The organism is Mesorhizobium sp. M0960 (genome assembly GCF_040319055.1).
Classification (GTDB): Bacteria; Pseudomonadota; Alphaproteobacteria; order Rhizobiales; family Rhizobiaceae; genus Mesorhizobium.
In genome coordinates this window covers 142,116-156,641 of record NZ_JAMYNN010000015.1, presented here as the reverse complement: position 1 = coordinate 156,641, position 14,526 = coordinate 142,116, and the positions used below count along the sequence as shown (strand labels likewise).

Sequence of the window (14,526 nt, the reverse complement as noted above, 5' to 3'; positions counted from 1 at the left end):
CTGCATTTGGCTTCGGGACGAATGCGATCATGGATCGATCTCCTTGCCGATGGCGCGCGCCGGGGAATATCCCCCGGCGGCTGTCCTGTGCTTGTCGGCAAGCCTGCGAATGCGATCGAAGCGGCTTTCCTCTGCCACTTTGGTCTTCGTGGCTGCATTTGGCTTCGGGACGAATGCGATCATGGATCGATCTCCTTGCCGATGGCGCGCGCCGGGGAATATCCCCCGGCGGCTGTCTTTCAGGCTTGTTTCCGGCAGCGGCTGGTCAATAGCCCATGCCGCCGGGCGAAGCAGCGGCTTCCTTGGCTGAAACGTCTGTGATCATGGCCTCAGCAGTGATCAGTAGCGCCGCAATCGAGCCCGCGTCCTGCAGCGCCGTCCGCACCACCTTCGCGGGGTCGACGATGCCGGCCTTGATCATGTCGACATAGACCTCGTTCTGGGCATCGAAGCCCTGATTGTGGTCCTTGCTGTCGGCGAGTTTGCCGACGACAATCGAACCTTCGACGCCGGAATTCTCGGCGATCTGCCGGATCGGCGCTTCGAGCGCTCTCGACACGATCGAAATGCCCGCCGTTACATCGGCATTGGCTCCGGTCAGCCCGTTCAGCACAGCCTTGGCGCGCAGCAACGCGACGCCGCCGCCGGGAACGATGCCTTCCTCGACGGCCGCGCGGGTGGCGTTCAGCGCATCGTCGATGCGGTCCTTCTTTTCCTTGACCTCGGATTCGGTGGCGCCGCCGACGCGGATGACGGCAACGCCGCCCGCCAGCTTGGCGAGACGTTCCTGCAGCTTCTCCTTGTCGTAGTCGGAAGTGGTTTCCTCGATCTGCCCCTTGATCTGCTGGACGCGCGCCTGGATGGTGGCCTTCTCGCCGGCGCCGTCGATGATCGTGGTGGTGTCCTTCTCGATCAGCACGCGCTTGGCGCGGCCGAGCATCTCTATGGTGATGTTCTCCAGCTTGATGCCGAGATCCTCGGAAATCATCTGTCCGGCGGTGAGCACGGCGATGTCTTCCAGCATCGCCTTGCGGCGGTCACCGAAGCCAGGCGCCTTGACGGCCGCGACCTTGAGGCCGCCGCGCAGCTTGTTGACGACCAGCGTCGCCAGCGCTTCGCCCTCGACGTCCTCGGAGATGATCAACAGCGGCCTGCCGCTTTGCACCACGGCTTCGAGGATGGGCAGCAGCGCCTGCAGATTGCCGAGCTTCTTTTCGTGGATGAGCACGTAAGGCTCCTCCAGCTCGGCGCGCATCTTCTCGGCATTGGTGACGAAATAGGGCGAGAGATAGCCGCGATCGAACTGCATGCCTTCGACGACGTCGAGTTCGGTTTCGGCGGTCTTGGCCTCCTCAACGGTGATGACGCCGTCATTGCCGACCTTGTCCATCGCCTTGGCGATCATGGCACCGACGCTGGTGTCGCCATTGGCGGCAATGGTGCCGACCTGCGCGATCTCGCCTGAGGACTTGACCTTCTTGGCTCGAGCCTGGATTTCCTTGACGACGGCGGTGACGGCAAGGTCGATGCCGCGCTTGAGGTCCATCGGGTTCATGCCGGCGGCAACGAATTTGGCGCCCTCGCGCAGGATGGAAGCGGCAAGCACCGTGGCGGTGGTGGTGCCGTCGCCGGCGAGGTCGTTGGTCTTCGAGGCCACTTCGCGCACCATCTGTGCGCCCATGTTCTCGAACTTGTCGGAAAGTTCGATTTCCTTGGCCACAGTCACCCCGTCCTTGGTGATGCGCGGCGCGCCATAGGCCTTGTCGATGATGACGTTGCGGCCCTTAGGGCCGAGCGTCACCTTGACGGCGTTGTTGAGGATTTCGACACCGCGCAGCATGCGGTCACGCGCGTCGGTGGAAAATTTGATTTCTTTGGCAGACATGATTTTTTCCAGTTCGGTTGGTTGTGGCAAGACGCTTGCAGCGCGCCTGAATCAAAGCTTGGAGCATCCTTTGCGCGCCCGGCAGGGCGCGCGGCATTCCAGTCAGGCGGCCTTCTTGGCAGCCACGGTTTTGTCGATGATGCCCATCTCGCTCTTCTCGATGATGCCCATGATGTCGGCCTCCTTCATGATCACAAGGTCCTCGCCGTCTATCTTGACCTCGGTGCCGGACCATTTGCCGAACAGGATGAGGTCGCCGGCCTTGACGTCGAGCGCCATCAGCGCGCCGCTTTCGTCCCGCGCGCCCGGCCCGACGGCGATCACTTCGCCTTCCTGCGGTTTTTCCTTGGCATTGTCGGGGATGATGATGCCGCCCTTGGATTTGGTGTCGCTTTCGGCGCGCCGAATGACGACGCGATCGTGGAGTGGCCGGAATTTCATGGGGACTCTTTCTGGGGCCGGCTTAGGCGGCCGCCCCTCTCTATAGGCGCCTTGGCACTCGATTGATAGGAGTGCCAAAAAATATTCATGGGGTATGTCAAATATTGAATGAATTATTTTGCCTGGCTATCCCTTGGTGTTCGGGCATTGCCGAATATTAATGAAATTGAATTTCTGTCTTTGAACACCTATTTTACGGTGAAGTTCACACTCACGACTTTCGCTGCAAGGGAGATTTTACCGATGGCCGAAGGCAATCAGAACATCATGGAAAAAGCTCAGGCTCGCTTCATGGAAAATCAAAAGAAAACGGCGGAGCGGAACAAGGCAACTGCCGAATATCTCTCGGAGGCCAAGGCCAGGGCGATCAAAACGGCAAGACTGAGGGAATTGCGACTGGCCAAGGAAGAGGCGGATCGCGCGGCGGCAGCTCTGAATCCGGTCGCCCCAAAGAAGAAGCGGGCGGCGCGGACAGTCAAGCAGGCCGTATCCGCATCGACGGAGGCCAAATCATGAGCCTGACATTTCCCAATCCCAGCCGCAGCTACGACGAGGCAAGCAAACGCATCCGCTTCGTCGGCCATGACGGCATGTTCCAGATTTCCTTCTCTGTCGCAACCGATGCCATCTCCAAAGTGCAGCCGGGAACGGCGGCCTCGGAAGCTACCTATCTGGCGGCCTTCGACACGGCTTCCAGCTCGATCCACGATGTCGCCAGGAATGCCTATGCCCGCACCCGCAGGAGCATATATGTGCTGACTGCGGCCGATTTTCGCTAGATCCGTCGCGATCCGTCCACAAGACGCTTTCTCGGGGCTTCCGGTCCGCCTGCATCCGCCGCGATGTCACGACTGTTCAGCCGATCGACCATCGCGTCCGCATCGCACGTGTTCATGCCGACCATGGATTGCTGCTTGAGCTCGACAGGCTGGCCGGTGAAGACGTCGAAGACGGTCCAGCTGTGAGGACGTTCCATACGCAGCGCGTAGCGGTTTGCCATCTTGGCATCCTTTAGTTTCCGCCCGATCGATGAATGTCGCTCGGTCAGGCTTGGGCGACGAAGAATATTGCCGCCACGACAAGCACCGTCCACAAAACGACGAACAGCTTCAGGGCCAGGCTACCATGCGCCGAGAGCAGCTCCCGAGTGCGATTGACCAAATTCTTGATGGTCATCGACATGGTCGGCGCCGCAATCGCGACCGGCCGCGCCCTGACCCCAAGCTTTCCGAAAACAGGCAGCAGCGATGGCTCGCGCACGAAAACGACCTCGAATGTTTGGAAACCAGACATCTTCATAGCATCGTTCTTCGAACGCTCTGCACGCCAAATGAATTCGCGTCACCCTCAAGGGCGTCCGTGACGCGAAAGGCCGCGGCGTCGCGGGTTCCAGTAGCAGGGCTTATTCCCGAGATCATGAAGGTTCATAATCCGTATGAGACGCGCTGATTCGCGCTTTGCCGGGATGCCGCCATGCAACGCAGCTACGCAGCAGGGAGGTCGACGCGACGGGCGAGGGGAAAGACAATGACCGCGCCACCCGTCGAATTGCAGAAGGCCATATTCGAGGCAGTGAATGGCGATCCCGATTTATCGGCGGCACTGGGCGACGCAAGATTGTTCGACCGTGCGCCGGAAAATGTTGCGTTTCCCCACATGACCTTCGGCCGCACCAGCGTTTACGACTGGGCTACGGGCACGGAGAACAACGCCGAGCAGTTGCTGACGCTGCATGTCTGGTCGAAGTCCGAGGCCAGCAAGGAAACGCTCGACATCATGGACCTGGTCAGCGCCCGCTTGCGAGATGCGGCACTCTCGCTTGGCGAACATCGCCGCGCCTATCTCAAGCTCGAATTCGCCGAAGCCCGCTACGACGAGGACCTTTCGGCCCATCACGGGCTGCTGCGTTTCCGCGCCATGATCGAGGATGAGGGCTGACCGCCGGGCACTTTCCGTAAGAATCGGGCAATTTTGTTCTTGCTTTGTGCCGGCAGCTATGCTACTAATTTCACTATGGTGCTGATTGGCGCCAACGACCCGCCGCCGAGCGGGTTTTTTTGTTTCAGGTCGGTTCGCCTGAACCTGCCTTCGGTTGCCGGATCGATTGTCCCGGATCGATTGTCGAAGTCGGCGCACACCTGAAGCGATTGCCTTCTCCGCCAAATGATGCCGGTTGTCGGCGAAGGATCGGAGGGCTAGGTTAAACTTTGGCGATTTCGCGAGACGGGCGGCGAGATGGCAATCCGGTAATCTCGCGCTTCAGGGGTGTGGCGGGCATGCATTCGAGCGTTCACCGTTCATATCACGTTCAGCACCAGCGCGTTAGAACGCTGACCATGAACATCCTTTGCTCCCACTTCCGGACCGCGGCACTGGCGCTCTCAGCCGCCGGTCTGCTTGCGTCGCAGGCGATGGCGATCCCCGTTGTCGTGCCCGAGCAGCCCCAACCGGTCGTCCTCGCCGCCTCGGACTGCTATGCGATCGGCCAGCAGGTGGCCGAGCAGAATGGCGGCACCCTGGCCAAGGCCTCGCAGTCGACACGCGGCGGCCAGCCGGTCTGCGTCATCGTCGTGCTGGTTCCGGGCAAAGAAGGGCAGCGTCCGCGTCGCTCGGAGATCGTCGTTCCGCTGAACTGAACCGTGCCGTTTCCCAGTCTGCCGGAATCGGCCTATATCTGAACAGCTTCAACAGGCCTCCCGCATGCGCGTACTCGTCGTCGAAGATGACAAGGATCTCAACCGGCAGATCGGCGACGCGCTGATCGATGCCGGCTATGTCGTCGATCGCGCTTTCGACGGCGAGGAAGGGCACTTTCTCGGCGACACCGAGCCCTACGATGCCGTCGTGCTCGACATCGGCCTGCCGCAGATGGACGGCATCAGCGTGGTCGAGCGCTGGCGCCGTGGCGGCCGCAAGATGCCGGTGCTGATCCTGACGGCACGCGACCGCTGGAGCGACAAGGTTGCCGGTATCGACGCAGGCGCCGACGACTACGTCACCAAACCTTTCCACATCGAGGAAATCCTGGCCAGGGTGCGGGCCTTGATCCGGCGTGCCGCCGGGCATGCCTCGTCGGAGCTGACCTGCGGACCGCTGCGCCTCGACACCAAGGCCTCCAAGGCCGACGTCGATGGTGTACCGCTGAAGCTGACATCGCATGAATTCCGCCTGCTTGCCTATTTGATGCACCATATGGGCGAGGTCGTGTCCCGGACCGAACTGGTCGAGCATCTCTACGACCAGGATTTCGACCGCGATTCAAACACGATCGAGGTCTTTGTCGGACGGCTTCGCAAGAAGATGGGCATCGACATCATCGAAACCGTTCGCGGCATGGGCTACCGCATGCGTAAGCCGGAGGCGTAACGCGGAACCGCTGCCTACAAAACCCGCCGTCTCGAACACGCCGTCGCTGCGGTCATGGCCGCGTTCGCTGGCGTTTCGCGTCATCGCCTTTTCCACGGTCTGGGCGATCCTCACTCTGGTCGTCATCTTCACCTTGATCACCACGCTCTATCGCCAGGCCAGCGAGCGCGGTTTCGACAGCCTGCTCTCGGCGCATCTGTTCAACCTGATCGGCTCGGTCGGCGTTTCCGAAAGCGGCCAATTGACCGGCGCTCCCGACCTTGGCGATTTGAGGTTCTCGGAGCCGAATTCCGGCTGGTACTGGTCGGTCGAGCCCGCCTCGGAAGGCGTGCACGGCGATCTCCATTCGTCGTCGATGACCAAGGCGATCCCGTCGCCAAGCGTTGCCGAGGTGCCATTCAATGCCAGCTTCCAGCGCAGTTATTCGGCGGACGGCATCGAAGGCGAGCAACTGGAGGTGTTCGAGAGCGAGTTCGTCCTCGATGCGAAAAACCGCGCCGCGCGCTTCCGTGTCATGGGCAACCAGACCGAGCTCGAGCAGGAAATCGCCACCTTCCAGCGGCGCCTTTTGACCTATCTGTCGCTGTTCGGCGTCGGCATGATCGCCATCAATGCAATCGCCATCCTGCTCGGCCTGCAGCCGCTGCGCCGGGTCAGGAATGCCCTTGCCATGGTGCGCGAAGGAACTGCGCAACGCCTCGACGGCCGCTTCCCGGCCGAGATCGAGCCGCTCGCCAACGAGACGAATGCGCTGATCGAGAACAACAGGCGTATCGTCGAGCGGTCGCGCACGCAGGTCGGCAACCTCGCGCACTCGCTGAAGACGCCGCTGGCCGTGCTGCTCAACGAGGGGCGGGCGCTGGGTGGCGCCAAGGGCCAGCTCATCGCCGAGCAGGCCGCTTCCATGCAGAAGCAGGTCGACCACTATCTGCAACGTGCCCGCGTTGCCGCGCAGCGCGACAGCGTCGTTTACCGCACGCCGGTGGCGCCGCTGGTCCAGCGCATGGTGCGCGTGCTGCAGAAGCTCAACCCGCGGACCGCGCTCTCGCTCTCGCTGCCGGCCACCGACATCGTCTTTGCCGGCGAACGTGAGGACCTTGAGGAGCTGCTCGGCAATCTGCTCGACAATGCGATGAAATGGGCAAGGAGCGCGGTCGCCGTTTCCGTCAAGCCCATCGCCGGCAGGGAAGGGGCGGCCAATCTGTTCGAGATAGCCATCGAGGATGACGGCCCCGGCATTCCCGAAGACAAGGCGCGCGAGGCATTGCAGCGCGGACGGCGTCTCGACGAGACAAAACCCGGCAGCGGGCTCGGACTTGCCATTGTCGCCGACCTTATCAACGAGTATGGAGGCGTTCTGGCGCTGGAACGATCCGTCATGGGTGGATTGAAGGCGGTGGTTCGATTGCGGAGCCTTCAGTAATGCTTTTCCGGGCGGCTGGCTGCGGCCAAATTTCCGATAAACATCGACATTATGGCCGCGCCAGCCTGCTGACAGCGCGGCGGTCCAGCTCAAGAAAGCCGGTATTGGCATGAAGATTCGCGTCGCGCTCGTTTCCGCCCTGCTCGCCGTCTCCGGCTGTACGACGCTCGGCAAGGGCCCAGCCGTTACGGTGACACCGGCCGCCACGCCTCCCAGTGGCGCCAAGGTCGCGACGACGATCATCGCCGCCATGGGCGGCGGCCTCGTCGGTGGCTCGATCGGCACCGGCTTGAGCGAGACCGAGAAGCGCAGCGCGCTCGAGGCGGAATACAAGGCGCTTGAATATACGGCGAGCGGCCAGAAGGTGGCGTGGAAGAGCGACAGTTCGGCCCATCGCGGCGAAGTTGTCGCCGCCCAGCCCTATCGCGTCGGCTCGCAGGACTGCCGGCAATACACCCATACGGTGTTTACCGGCGCTGCCGGCGCCACCGCGCGCGGAACCGCCTGTCGCAATGCCGACGGCAGCTGGACCCCGCTGACGTAGCTCGCCGGCCGTTGATACACCGATCCCGGTCCGGCACTATCGATCGGAGCGGTCCCGCCAAAGCGTCGCAGCACGCTTGTGTTGGCAGGGCAAGGGTCTCGTTCTATTGGAAGAGCCATGCTGTTCTGGGTCATAGCCGCAATCCTGACGCTGGGCGCAAGCCTGGCGGTGCTGCTGCCGTTGGCGGGCGAAACAAAGAACACGTCCGCTGCCGGCGATCACGACCTTGAAGTCTATCGCGACCAATTGGCCGAGCTTGACCGCGACGTGGCGCGTGGCCTGATCCGGCCAATGGAGGCCGAAGAGGCGCGCGCCGAGATCGCCCGCCGCATCCTTCGCCTGAGCAATGCCGGCCCGGCCGGCACGACGGCGACACAGCGGTCGACAAGGCTGGTGGCGACCGCTGCCGTGCTGGTGGTTCCGCTGGTCAGCTGGGGCCTTTACGGCCAGCTCGGCTCACCCGACCTGCCGTCGCAGCCGCTCAGCGAACGCCTGGCCAAGAACCCCGCCGACAGCTCGGTGGACGAGCTGGTGGCACGCGCCGAAGCGCACCTTGCGGCCAACCCGTCCGATGGCCGCGGCTGGGACGTGCTGGCGCCGGTCTATCTGCGCATGCAGCGATACGCCGATGCGGTAACCGCCTACCGCAATGCCATTCGCCTTGACGGCGACAGTGCCGCCCGTCAAGCCGGCCTCGGCGAGGCGATCGCCAATGCGGCCGGCGGCATCGTTTCAGCCGACGCCCAGGCTGCTTTCGAGGCGGCGCTGAAGCTCGATCCGGCAAACCCGAAGGCCTCGTTCTATCTCGCCATGGGCTTGGCGCAGGAAGGCCGCACAGCTGAAGCGACGGCGGCTTGGCAAAAGATGCTTGCCGCCTTGCCGCAGGGCTCGCCGTGGCGCGGTGCCGTCGAGCAGGCGCTCGCTGAATCCGCCGCCCGCAACGTCGCTTCGGAGGCGCCCGCGAAAGGGCCGAGCGCCGACGATATCGATGCTGCCTCCTCGATGTCGCCGCAGGACCGGCAAGCCATGATCAGCACCATGGTTGCCGGCCTCGACGAAAAGCTTCGGCAAAATCCGCGCGACGAGGAAGGGTGGATGCAGCTCGTTCGTTCCTATGCCGTGCTGGGCAAGACAGATCAGGCGCGTGACGCACTCAATCGCGGTATCGCCGTCTTTGGCGCGGACAGCGACCAGGCCAGGAAATTCACCGCCTTTGCCGCCTCGCTCGGCGTGACGGCGACGGAGTAGACGATGACGCGCAAGCAGAAACGACTGTCGGTGATCGCTGCGGGGCTGGCCTTCCTCGGGGTTGCCACCGGGCTGACCTTCTATGCGCTCGGCCAGAAGGCCTCCTACTTCTACATGCCGGCCGATCTGGCCACCGCCAGCCTTCAGCCGGGCCAGCGTATCAGGCTCGGCGGCCTCGTCGAAAAAGGCACAGTAGAGCGTAGCCAGGGCGCCACCGTCGCCTTTTCGGTGACCGACAACCAGAAGGACGTCAAGGTTACCTATACCGGCATTCTTCCCGACCTTTTCCGGGAAGGGCAGGGCGTGATCACCGAAGGCTCGTTCGGCCCTGACGGAATCTTTGTCGCCGACAGCGTGCTCGCCAAGCATGATGAGACCTATATGCCCAAGGAAGTGGCCGACGGCCTCAAGGCCAAGGGCGTCTGGCAGGAGAGCAAGAGTGACTAGAGAGGTTCCGCAAAAGTGTTCCACGGTTTTGCGGCAAGAACCTGCGGCAAAACCTGGCGAGCGCGGCGATAATGGTTGAAACCGGACATTTCGCCCTGGTCCTGGCGTTTGCGCTGGCCCTGGTGCAGACGGTGGTGCCGCTGTTCGGTGCGCGCACCGGCAACCACAAGATGATGGCCGTCGGCGCACCCGCCGCGCTGACCGGCTTTGCCTTGACAGCGCTGTCCTTCGTGGCGCTGGCGACCGCGTATGCAGGCTCCGACTTTTCGGTGGAGAGCGTCTGGGAGAACTCGCATTCGCTGCAGCCGCTGATCTACAAGATCACCGGCACTTGGGGCAATCACGAAGGTTCGATGCTGCTCTGGGTGCTGATCCTGACCTTCTTCGGCGCGCTTGTCGCCGTCTTCGGCGGCAATCTTCCGGCGACGCTCCGGGCCAATGTGCTTGCGGTGCAGGGAGCGATCGGCGCTACTTTCTTGCTGTTCATCCTGACGACGTCGAACCCGTTCGTCAGGCTCAATCCGGCGCCCATCGAGGGCCGCGATCTCAATCCGATCCTGCAGGATCTCGGCCTCGCCATCCATCCGCCGCTGCTCTATCTCGGCTATGTCGGCTTTTCGATATGCTTTTCCTTCTCGGTCGCCGCCCTCATCGAGGGCCGCATCGACGCATCGTGGGCGCGCTGGGTGCGGCCGTGGACGCTGGTCGCCTGGATGTTCCTCACCGGCGGCATCGCCATGGGCTCCTACTGGGCCTACTACGAGCTCGGCTGGGGCGGCTTCTGGTTCTGGGATCCGGTCGAGAACGCGTCCTTCATGCCGTGGCTGGCGGGCACGGCGCTGCTGCATTCGGCGATTGTCATGGAAAAGCGCTCGGCGCTGAAGATCTGGACGCTGCTGCTGGCGATCCTGACCTTCTCGCTGTCGCTGCTCGGCACCTTCCTGGTGCGCTCCGGCGTGCTGACCTCAGTCCACGCCTTCGCCACCGATCCGACGCGCGGCGTTTTCATCCTCTGCATCCTGACGCTGTTCATTGGCGGCTCGCTGGCGCTGTTTGCCTTGCGCGCCTCCCGGCTGACGGCCGGCGGCCTGTTTCACCCGATCTCGCGCGAAGGCGCGCTGGTCCTCAACAATCTGTTCCTGACCACCGCCACCGCCACCGTGCTGGTCGGCACTCTCTACCCGCTCGTAGTCGAAGCGCTTTCGGCCGACAAGATTTCTGTCGGCGCGCCGTTCTTCAACCTGACATTCGGCCCGCTGATGGTGCCGCTGCTGGTCGTCGTGCCGTTCGGGCCACTGCTCGCCTGGAAGCGCGGCGACATTTTCGCGGTCGCCCAACGCCTGATGGCGGCTTTCGCGGCGGCGCTGCTCGCCGTGCTGGTGACCGCCCTGTTCATCGATGGCGCTTCGGTGTTGGCGGCACTCGGTGTCGGCCTTGCCTTCTGGCTGATCTGCGGCGCGTTCACCGATCTCGCCGTCAAATCCGGCTTCGGCACCGTCGCGCCCGCCACCGTGCTCAGGCGCTTCGCCGGCCTGCCGCGCTCGGTCTTCGGCACAGCGCTTGCGCATCTCGGCCTCGGCCTGACGACGCTCGGCATTGTCGGCACGCTTTGCTTCGGCACCGAAAAAATCCTGTCGATGCATGCCGGCGATACAGTCGAACTGTCCGGCCACACCCTGCGCTTCGAGGGGCTCTACCCGGCCCAGGGGCCTAACTACAGCGAGGATCGCGGCCGCTTCGCCCTGCTTGGCGCTGACGGCAGCATCGCTGGCGAGATCACCTCAGCCAAGCGCTCATACCCGGTGCGCCAGATGACAACGACCGAATCCGGCATCAGCACGATCGCCTTCAGCCAGCTCTATCTCTCGCTTGGCGACGAGGCCAGCGACGGCTCTGTAGTCGTTCGTCTGTGGTGGAAGCCGCTGGTGACGCTGATCTGGGGTGGCGGCCTGGTGATGATGGCGGGTGCGGCGATGTCGCTGCTCGACCGCCGCCTGCGTGTCGGCGCGCCGTCGTCCCGCAAGCCGGCGGGCGCCGTGCCATCGGCGAGCCCGCCATGAGCCAAAGGGTCACGCTGGCCTCGCTGGTCCTCTTGCTGGCGCTGTTGTTCGCCGGCGCCGCGCAGGCGGTCAAGCCCGACGAGGTGCTCGCCGACCCGGCGCTCGAGGCGAGGGCGCGCGTTTTGTCGGAAGGCTTGCGCTGCATGGTCTGCCAGAATCAGTCGATCGACGAGTCCGATGCCGACCTTGCCCGTGACCTGCGCATCCTTGTGCGCCAGCGCCTGGTCGCCGGCGATACCGATCAGCAGGTGATGGACTATGTCGTTTCGCGCTACGGCGAATTTGTGCTGCTGAAGCCGCGCTTCAATCTGCGCAATGCCTTGCTCTGGGGCACGCCAGTTCTTCTGCTGCTCGTTGGCGGGACGTTCATCCTGCTGGCCGCTCGCTCGCGCCGCTCGACAGCGACCGCTGCCCTGACCTCGGACGAGAAGGCGGCGTTGGACGCGATACTCCGCCGCGATTGATCCTAACATTACGAAAGTTTCATGTACCGGAAATGGCGCCGTAATGTGCGGCTCTCTATTTCCTTTGTCGAGGATGCCAATCAAGGGGCGTCCCTTGAAAAGAGGATACGAGAACCATGAATGTTGCCCCCAATTCATATCTTCGCACCCGCAAACGCCTGCTGGCCGCAGCCGCATCCCTAGCCATTGCCGGCGCGATCGGCTTTGGTGCTGTTGCCACCGGGACAGCCCCGGTTCTGGCCGATGCCGTGCGTGTCGAGGCACCGCAGGTCCCGAGCTTCGCCGATGTGGTCGAGCGCGTTTCGCCGGCGGTCGTCAGCGTGCGCGTCAAGGCCAAGATCCAGTCGACGGCCGATGACGGTTCCGGCCAGATGGACGACGAGGACGGCCTAGGCAATCTTCCCGACAATCCGCAGCTGCGCCGGTTCTTCCGCGAATTCCGCGGCTTTGGCGACCAAGGCGGCGACCAGGGTCCGAACGGAATGCGCCGTTTTGGGCACCGTGACCGCAACAACGACCAGCCGCGGCCGGTGGCGCAAGGGTCGGGCTTCTTCATCTCCGATGACGGCTATCTCGTCACCAACAACCATGTCGTCGAGGAAGGCACCGCCTTCACCGTGGTGACCAATGACGGCAAGGAACTCGACGCCAAGCTGATCGGCACCGATCCGCGCACCGACCTTGCCGTGCTCAAGGTCAATGATGGCAGCAAGTTCACCTATGTCGACTTCGCCGATGATTCCAAGGTTCGCGTCGGCGACTGGGTGGTGGCGGTAGGCAATCCGTTCGGCCTCGGCGGCACGGTTACCGCAGGCATAGTTTCGGCCCGCGGCCGCGATATCGGCGCCGGTCCCTATGACGACTTCATCCAGATCGACGCCTCGGTGAACCGCGGCAATTCGGGCGGCCCGACCTTCAATCTCAACGGCCAGGTCGTCGGCATCAACACCGCGATTTTCTCGCCGTCAGGCGGCAGCGTCGGCATTGCCTTCGATATTCCCGCTTCGACCGCCAAGCAGGTCGTGCAGGATCTGATGAAGAACGGCACAGTCCAGCGCGGCTGGCTCGGCGTCGAAATCCAGCCGGTCACGCCCGAAATCGCCGAGTCGCTTGGCCTTGGGTCCGGCAAGGGCGCGCTCGTTGCCAGCGCGCAGGACAACAGTCCCGGCAAGAAGGCCGGCATCACTGCCGGTGACGTGATCACTCAGGTGGACGGCAAGGACGTTGCTTCGCCGAAGGAACTCGCCCGTCTGATCGGCGCTTACCCGCCCGGCAAATCGGTCGATGTCACGGTGTGGCGCAACGGTAAGAGCGAGGCGGTCAAGGTCGATCTCGGCAAGCTGCCGTCGAGCGACAAGCAGGCCTCGGCCGACCAGCAGCCTGCACCCGCGCCGAAGACCGACACGCTGGCCGATCTCGGCCTGACCGTCACCAAGTCCGACAATGGCAAGGGTCTTGTGGTGACCGATGTCGACCCCGACAGCGATGCCGCCGATCGCGGCATCCAGCCCGGTGACGTCATCACCTCCGTCAATTCGACGGAAGTGACCGGCACCGGCGACATCGACAAGGCGATGGCCGACGCGGTGAAGTCCGGACGCAAGGCGGTGCTGATGCAGATCACCCGCGACGACAGCAACCGCTTCGTCGCGCTGCCTGTCGCCAAGGGCTGACGACCGGCTCGACTTTTCCGGTGCGGCGGTTTTCACACCCCCGAGCCGCCGCACGGGAAAGCACGGGGCCTGAATACGTTAGTCAGTCATCGTGTTCCGCCCCAGCGGCAGCGGGCTTCCGATCGCCCGCTGCCGCTCGAACATGCCGCTCAAAGCGTGAAGCGGTTTAGGCTACGGCATGCTAAAACAAAGACTTACCGCGTATCCCTGAATCACCTTGTTCGCGATACGCCATGGAGACGGCCACGATGCATATGCCGGCCACTCAATCTTCCAGCGAAATCGCGTATAACGGTTCTATGAAGATTCTCGTCATAGAAGACGATCGCGAGGCGGCCGACTACCTGCAGAAGGCGTTCGCCGAGGCCGGCCATACCGCCCATGTCGCCGGAGACGGCGAAACCGGCTTCGCACTCGCTGATTCCGGCGACTATGACGTCATGGTCGTCGACCGCATGATGCCGCGCCGCGACGGCCTGTCCGTCATTGCCGGGCTCAGGTCCAGAGGCAATACGACGCCCGTGCTGATCCTGTCGGCGCTCGGCGAAGTCGACGACCGGGTCACCGGTCTGCGTGCCGGCGGCGACGACTATCTGACCAAGCCCTACGCCTTTTCCGAACTGCTCGCCCGCGTCGAGGTGCTGAACCGCCGCGCCAGCGCCAGGGAGGCAGAAACCGTCTACCGGGTCGGTGATCTCGAACTCGACCGGCTGTCGCATTCGGTGCGGCGCGCCGGGCGCGAGATAACGCTACAGCCGCGCGAGTTCCGCCTGCTCGAATATTTGATGCGCCATGCCGGCCAGGTAGTGACGCGCACCATGCTGCTCGAGAACGTCTGGGACTACCATTTCGATCCGCAGACCAACGTCATCGACGTTCATATCTCGCGGCTGCGCGGCAAGATTGAGAAGGGCTTCGACAAGCCGATCCTGCACACGGTTCGCGGCGCCGGCTATATGCTGAAAAGCGGCTAGA

General features: G+C 63.3%; 18 protein-coding genes. 13 read left to right on the top strand and 5 right to left on the bottom strand.

The genetic code is table 11. The features are described from left to right. Window positions 1-27: 27 nt before the first annotated feature. The 3 genes from NKH63_RS23865 to NKH63_RS23855 form a co-directional block, all read right to left on the bottom strand. Window positions 28-183, bottom strand: a complete 156-nt coding sequence (locus NKH63_RS23865; RefSeq protein ID WP_352481904.1) for a hypothetical protein — start codon at window positions 181-183, stop codon at window positions 28-30. An 82-nt stretch (window positions 184-265) separates the two neighbouring features. Then, window positions 266-1,885: a chaperonin GroEL gene (gene groL / locus NKH63_RS23860; RefSeq protein WP_352481903.1), complete on the bottom strand. Its 1,620-nt coding sequence runs from the start codon at window positions 1,883-1,885 to the stop codon at window positions 266-268. 102 nt (window positions 1,886-1,987) lie between these two features. Beyond that, the gene (locus NKH63_RS23855; RefSeq protein WP_352481902.1) at window positions 1,988-2,326 is read right to left on the bottom strand and encodes a co-chaperone GroES; all 339 of its coding nucleotides are present in this window, start codon (window positions 2,324-2,326) and stop codon (window positions 1,988-1,990) included. Between the two features lie 243 nt (window positions 2,327-2,569). On the opposite strand from NKH63_RS23855, the gene NKH63_RS23850 reads away from it, so the two are divergent. Together NKH63_RS23850 and NKH63_RS23845 are read left to right on the top strand one after the other, a co-directional pair. Further along, on the top strand, window positions 2,570-2,842 hold the full coding sequence (locus NKH63_RS23850) for a hypothetical protein (RefSeq protein ID WP_023718395.1): 273 nt from the start codon (window positions 2,570-2,572) through the stop codon (window positions 2,840-2,842). After that, window positions 2,839-3,105: a DUF1488 family protein gene (locus tag NKH63_RS23845; RefSeq protein WP_023718394.1), complete on the top strand. Its 267-nt coding sequence runs from the start codon at window positions 2,839-2,841 to the stop codon at window positions 3,103-3,105. The genes NKH63_RS23850 and NKH63_RS23845 overlap by 4 nt, the downstream gene beginning before the upstream one ends. On the opposite strand, the gene NKH63_RS23840 is transcribed toward NKH63_RS23845, so the two are convergent. Both NKH63_RS23840 and NKH63_RS23835 read right to left on the bottom strand, forming a co-directional pair. Further along, entirely contained in the window at window positions 3,102-3,326 is a 225-nt protein-coding gene (locus NKH63_RS23840) for a hypothetical protein (protein WP_352481901.1), read from the bottom strand. The genes NKH63_RS23845 and NKH63_RS23840 overlap by 4 nt on opposite strands. Before the next feature lie 44 nt (window positions 3,327-3,370). Next, entirely contained in the window at window positions 3,371-3,619 is a 249-nt protein-coding gene (locus NKH63_RS23835; RefSeq protein WP_352481900.1) for a hypothetical protein, read from the bottom strand. 234 nt (window positions 3,620-3,853) lie between these two features. On the opposite strand from NKH63_RS23835, the gene NKH63_RS23830 reads away from it, so the two are divergent. From NKH63_RS23830 to NKH63_RS23780, 11 genes are all read left to right on the top strand, one after another. Further along, the gene (locus tag NKH63_RS23830) at window positions 3,854-4,264 is read left to right on the top strand and encodes a DUF3168 domain-containing protein (RefSeq protein ID WP_023718393.1); all 411 of its coding nucleotides are present in this window, start codon (window positions 3,854-3,856) and stop codon (window positions 4,262-4,264) included. 398 nt (window positions 4,265-4,662) lie between these two features. After that, window positions 4,663-4,962 carry a hypothetical protein gene (locus NKH63_RS23825; protein WP_023718391.1) on the top strand — a complete coding sequence of 100 codons (300 nt, stop codon included), beginning with the start codon at window positions 4,663-4,665 and terminating at the stop codon, window positions 4,960-4,962. Window positions 4,963-5,026: 64 nt separating this feature from the next. Next, window positions 5,027-5,692, top strand: coding sequence for a response regulator transcription factor (locus tag NKH63_RS23820; protein ID WP_352481898.1), 666 nt, complete (start codon window positions 5,027-5,029; stop codon window positions 5,690-5,692). A gap of 10 nt (window positions 5,693-5,702) precedes the next feature. Continuing rightward, a complete protein-coding gene (locus NKH63_RS23815; RefSeq protein ID WP_051409642.1) occupies window positions 5,703-7,115 on the top strand; it encodes an ATP-binding protein in 1,413 nt (470 codons plus the stop codon). A 109-nt stretch (window positions 7,116-7,224) separates the two neighbouring features. After that, a complete protein-coding gene (locus NKH63_RS23810) occupies window positions 7,225-7,659 on the top strand; it encodes an RT0821/Lpp0805 family surface protein (protein WP_023718388.1) in 435 nt (144 codons plus the stop codon). Window positions 7,660-7,776: 117 nt separating this feature from the next. After that, window positions 7,777-8,907 (top strand): c-type cytochrome biogenesis protein CcmI, encoded by a 1,131-nt coding sequence (ccmI, locus tag NKH63_RS23805; RefSeq protein WP_023718387.1) that lies wholly within the window; start codon window positions 7,777-7,779, stop codon window positions 8,905-8,907. Between the two features lie 3 nt (window positions 8,908-8,910). After that, on the top strand, window positions 8,911-9,354 hold the full coding sequence (gene ccmE, locus NKH63_RS23800; protein ID WP_023718386.1) for a cytochrome c maturation protein CcmE: 444 nt from the start codon (window positions 8,911-8,913) through the stop codon (window positions 9,352-9,354). 71 nt (window positions 9,355-9,425) lie between these two features. Continuing rightward, window positions 9,426-11,414, top strand: coding sequence for a heme lyase CcmF/NrfE family subunit (locus NKH63_RS23795; RefSeq protein ID WP_352494823.1), 1,989 nt, complete (start codon window positions 9,426-9,428; stop codon window positions 11,412-11,414). Further along, on the top strand, window positions 11,411-11,878 hold the full coding sequence (locus tag NKH63_RS23790) for a cytochrome c-type biogenesis protein (protein WP_352481894.1): 468 nt from the start codon (window positions 11,411-11,413) through the stop codon (window positions 11,876-11,878). The genes NKH63_RS23795 and NKH63_RS23790 overlap by 4 nt, the downstream gene beginning before the upstream one ends. A 116-nt stretch (window positions 11,879-11,994) precedes the next feature. Further along, window positions 11,995-13,551: a Do family serine endopeptidase gene (locus NKH63_RS23785; RefSeq protein ID WP_352481893.1), complete on the top strand. Its 1,557-nt coding sequence runs from the start codon at window positions 11,995-11,997 to the stop codon at window positions 13,549-13,551. Window positions 13,552-13,850: 299 nt separating this feature from the next. Beyond that, entirely contained in the window at window positions 13,851-14,525 is a 675-nt protein-coding gene (locus tag NKH63_RS23780) for a response regulator transcription factor (protein WP_254819962.1), read from the top strand. Window position 14,526 lies beyond the last annotated feature (1 nt).

Excerpts from the sequence above, each read along its gene's own strand:
- NKH63_RS23820 (WP_352481898.1), top strand. The coding sequence starts at position 5,027 with ATGCGCGTACTCGTCGTCGAAGATGACAAGGATCTCAACCGGCAGATC.
- NKH63_RS23825 (WP_023718391.1), top strand. The coding sequence starts at position 4,663 with ATGAACATCCTTTGCTCCCACTTCCGGACCGCGGCACTGGCGCTCTCA.
- NKH63_RS23835 (WP_352481900.1), bottom strand. The coding sequence starts at position 3,619 with ATGTCTGGTTTCCAAACATTCGAGGTCGTTTTCGTGCGCGAGCCATCG.
- NKH63_RS23830 (WP_023718393.1), top strand. The coding sequence starts at position 3,854 with ATGACCGCGCCACCCGTCGAATTGCAGAAGGCCATATTCGAGGCAGTG.
- ccmI (WP_023718387.1), top strand. The coding sequence starts at position 7,777 with ATGCTGTTCTGGGTCATAGCCGCAATCCTGACGCTGGGCGCAAGCCTG.
- NKH63_RS23810 (WP_023718388.1), top strand. The coding sequence starts at position 7,225 with ATGAAGATTCGCGTCGCGCTCGTTTCCGCCCTGCTCGCCGTCTCCGGC.
- NKH63_RS23865 (WP_352481904.1), bottom strand. The coding sequence starts at position 183 with ATGATCGCATTCGTCCCGAAGCCAAATGCAGCCACGAAGACCAAAGTG.
- ccmE (WP_023718386.1), top strand. The coding sequence starts at position 8,911 with ATGACGCGCAAGCAGAAACGACTGTCGGTGATCGCTGCGGGGCTGGCC.
- NKH63_RS23780 (WP_254819962.1), top strand. The coding sequence starts at position 13,851 with ATGAAGATTCTCGTCATAGAAGACGATCGCGAGGCGGCCGACTACCTG.
- NKH63_RS23795 (WP_352494823.1), top strand. The coding sequence starts at position 9,426 with ATGGTTGAAACCGGACATTTCGCCCTGGTCCTGGCGTTTGCGCTGGCC.
- NKH63_RS23850 (WP_023718395.1), top strand. The coding sequence starts at position 2,570 with ATGGCCGAAGGCAATCAGAACATCATGGAAAAAGCTCAGGCTCGCTTC.
- NKH63_RS23785 (WP_352481893.1), top strand. The coding sequence starts at position 11,995 with ATGAATGTTGCCCCCAATTCATATCTTCGCACCCGCAAACGCCTGCTG.
- NKH63_RS23790 (WP_352481894.1), top strand. The coding sequence starts at position 11,411 with ATGAGCCAAAGGGTCACGCTGGCCTCGCTGGTCCTCTTGCTGGCGCTG.
- NKH63_RS23840 (WP_352481901.1), bottom strand. The coding sequence starts at position 3,326 with ATGGCAAACCGCTACGCGCTGCGTATGGAACGTCCTCACAGCTGGACC.
- groL (WP_352481903.1), bottom strand. The coding sequence starts at position 1,885 with ATGTCTGCCAAAGAAATCAAATTTTCCACCGACGCGCGTGACCGCATG.
- NKH63_RS23845 (WP_023718394.1), top strand. The coding sequence starts at position 2,839 with ATGAGCCTGACATTTCCCAATCCCAGCCGCAGCTACGACGAGGCAAGC.
- NKH63_RS23855 (WP_352481902.1), bottom strand. The coding sequence starts at position 2,326 with ATGAAATTCCGGCCACTCCACGATCGCGTCGTCATTCGGCGCGCCGAA.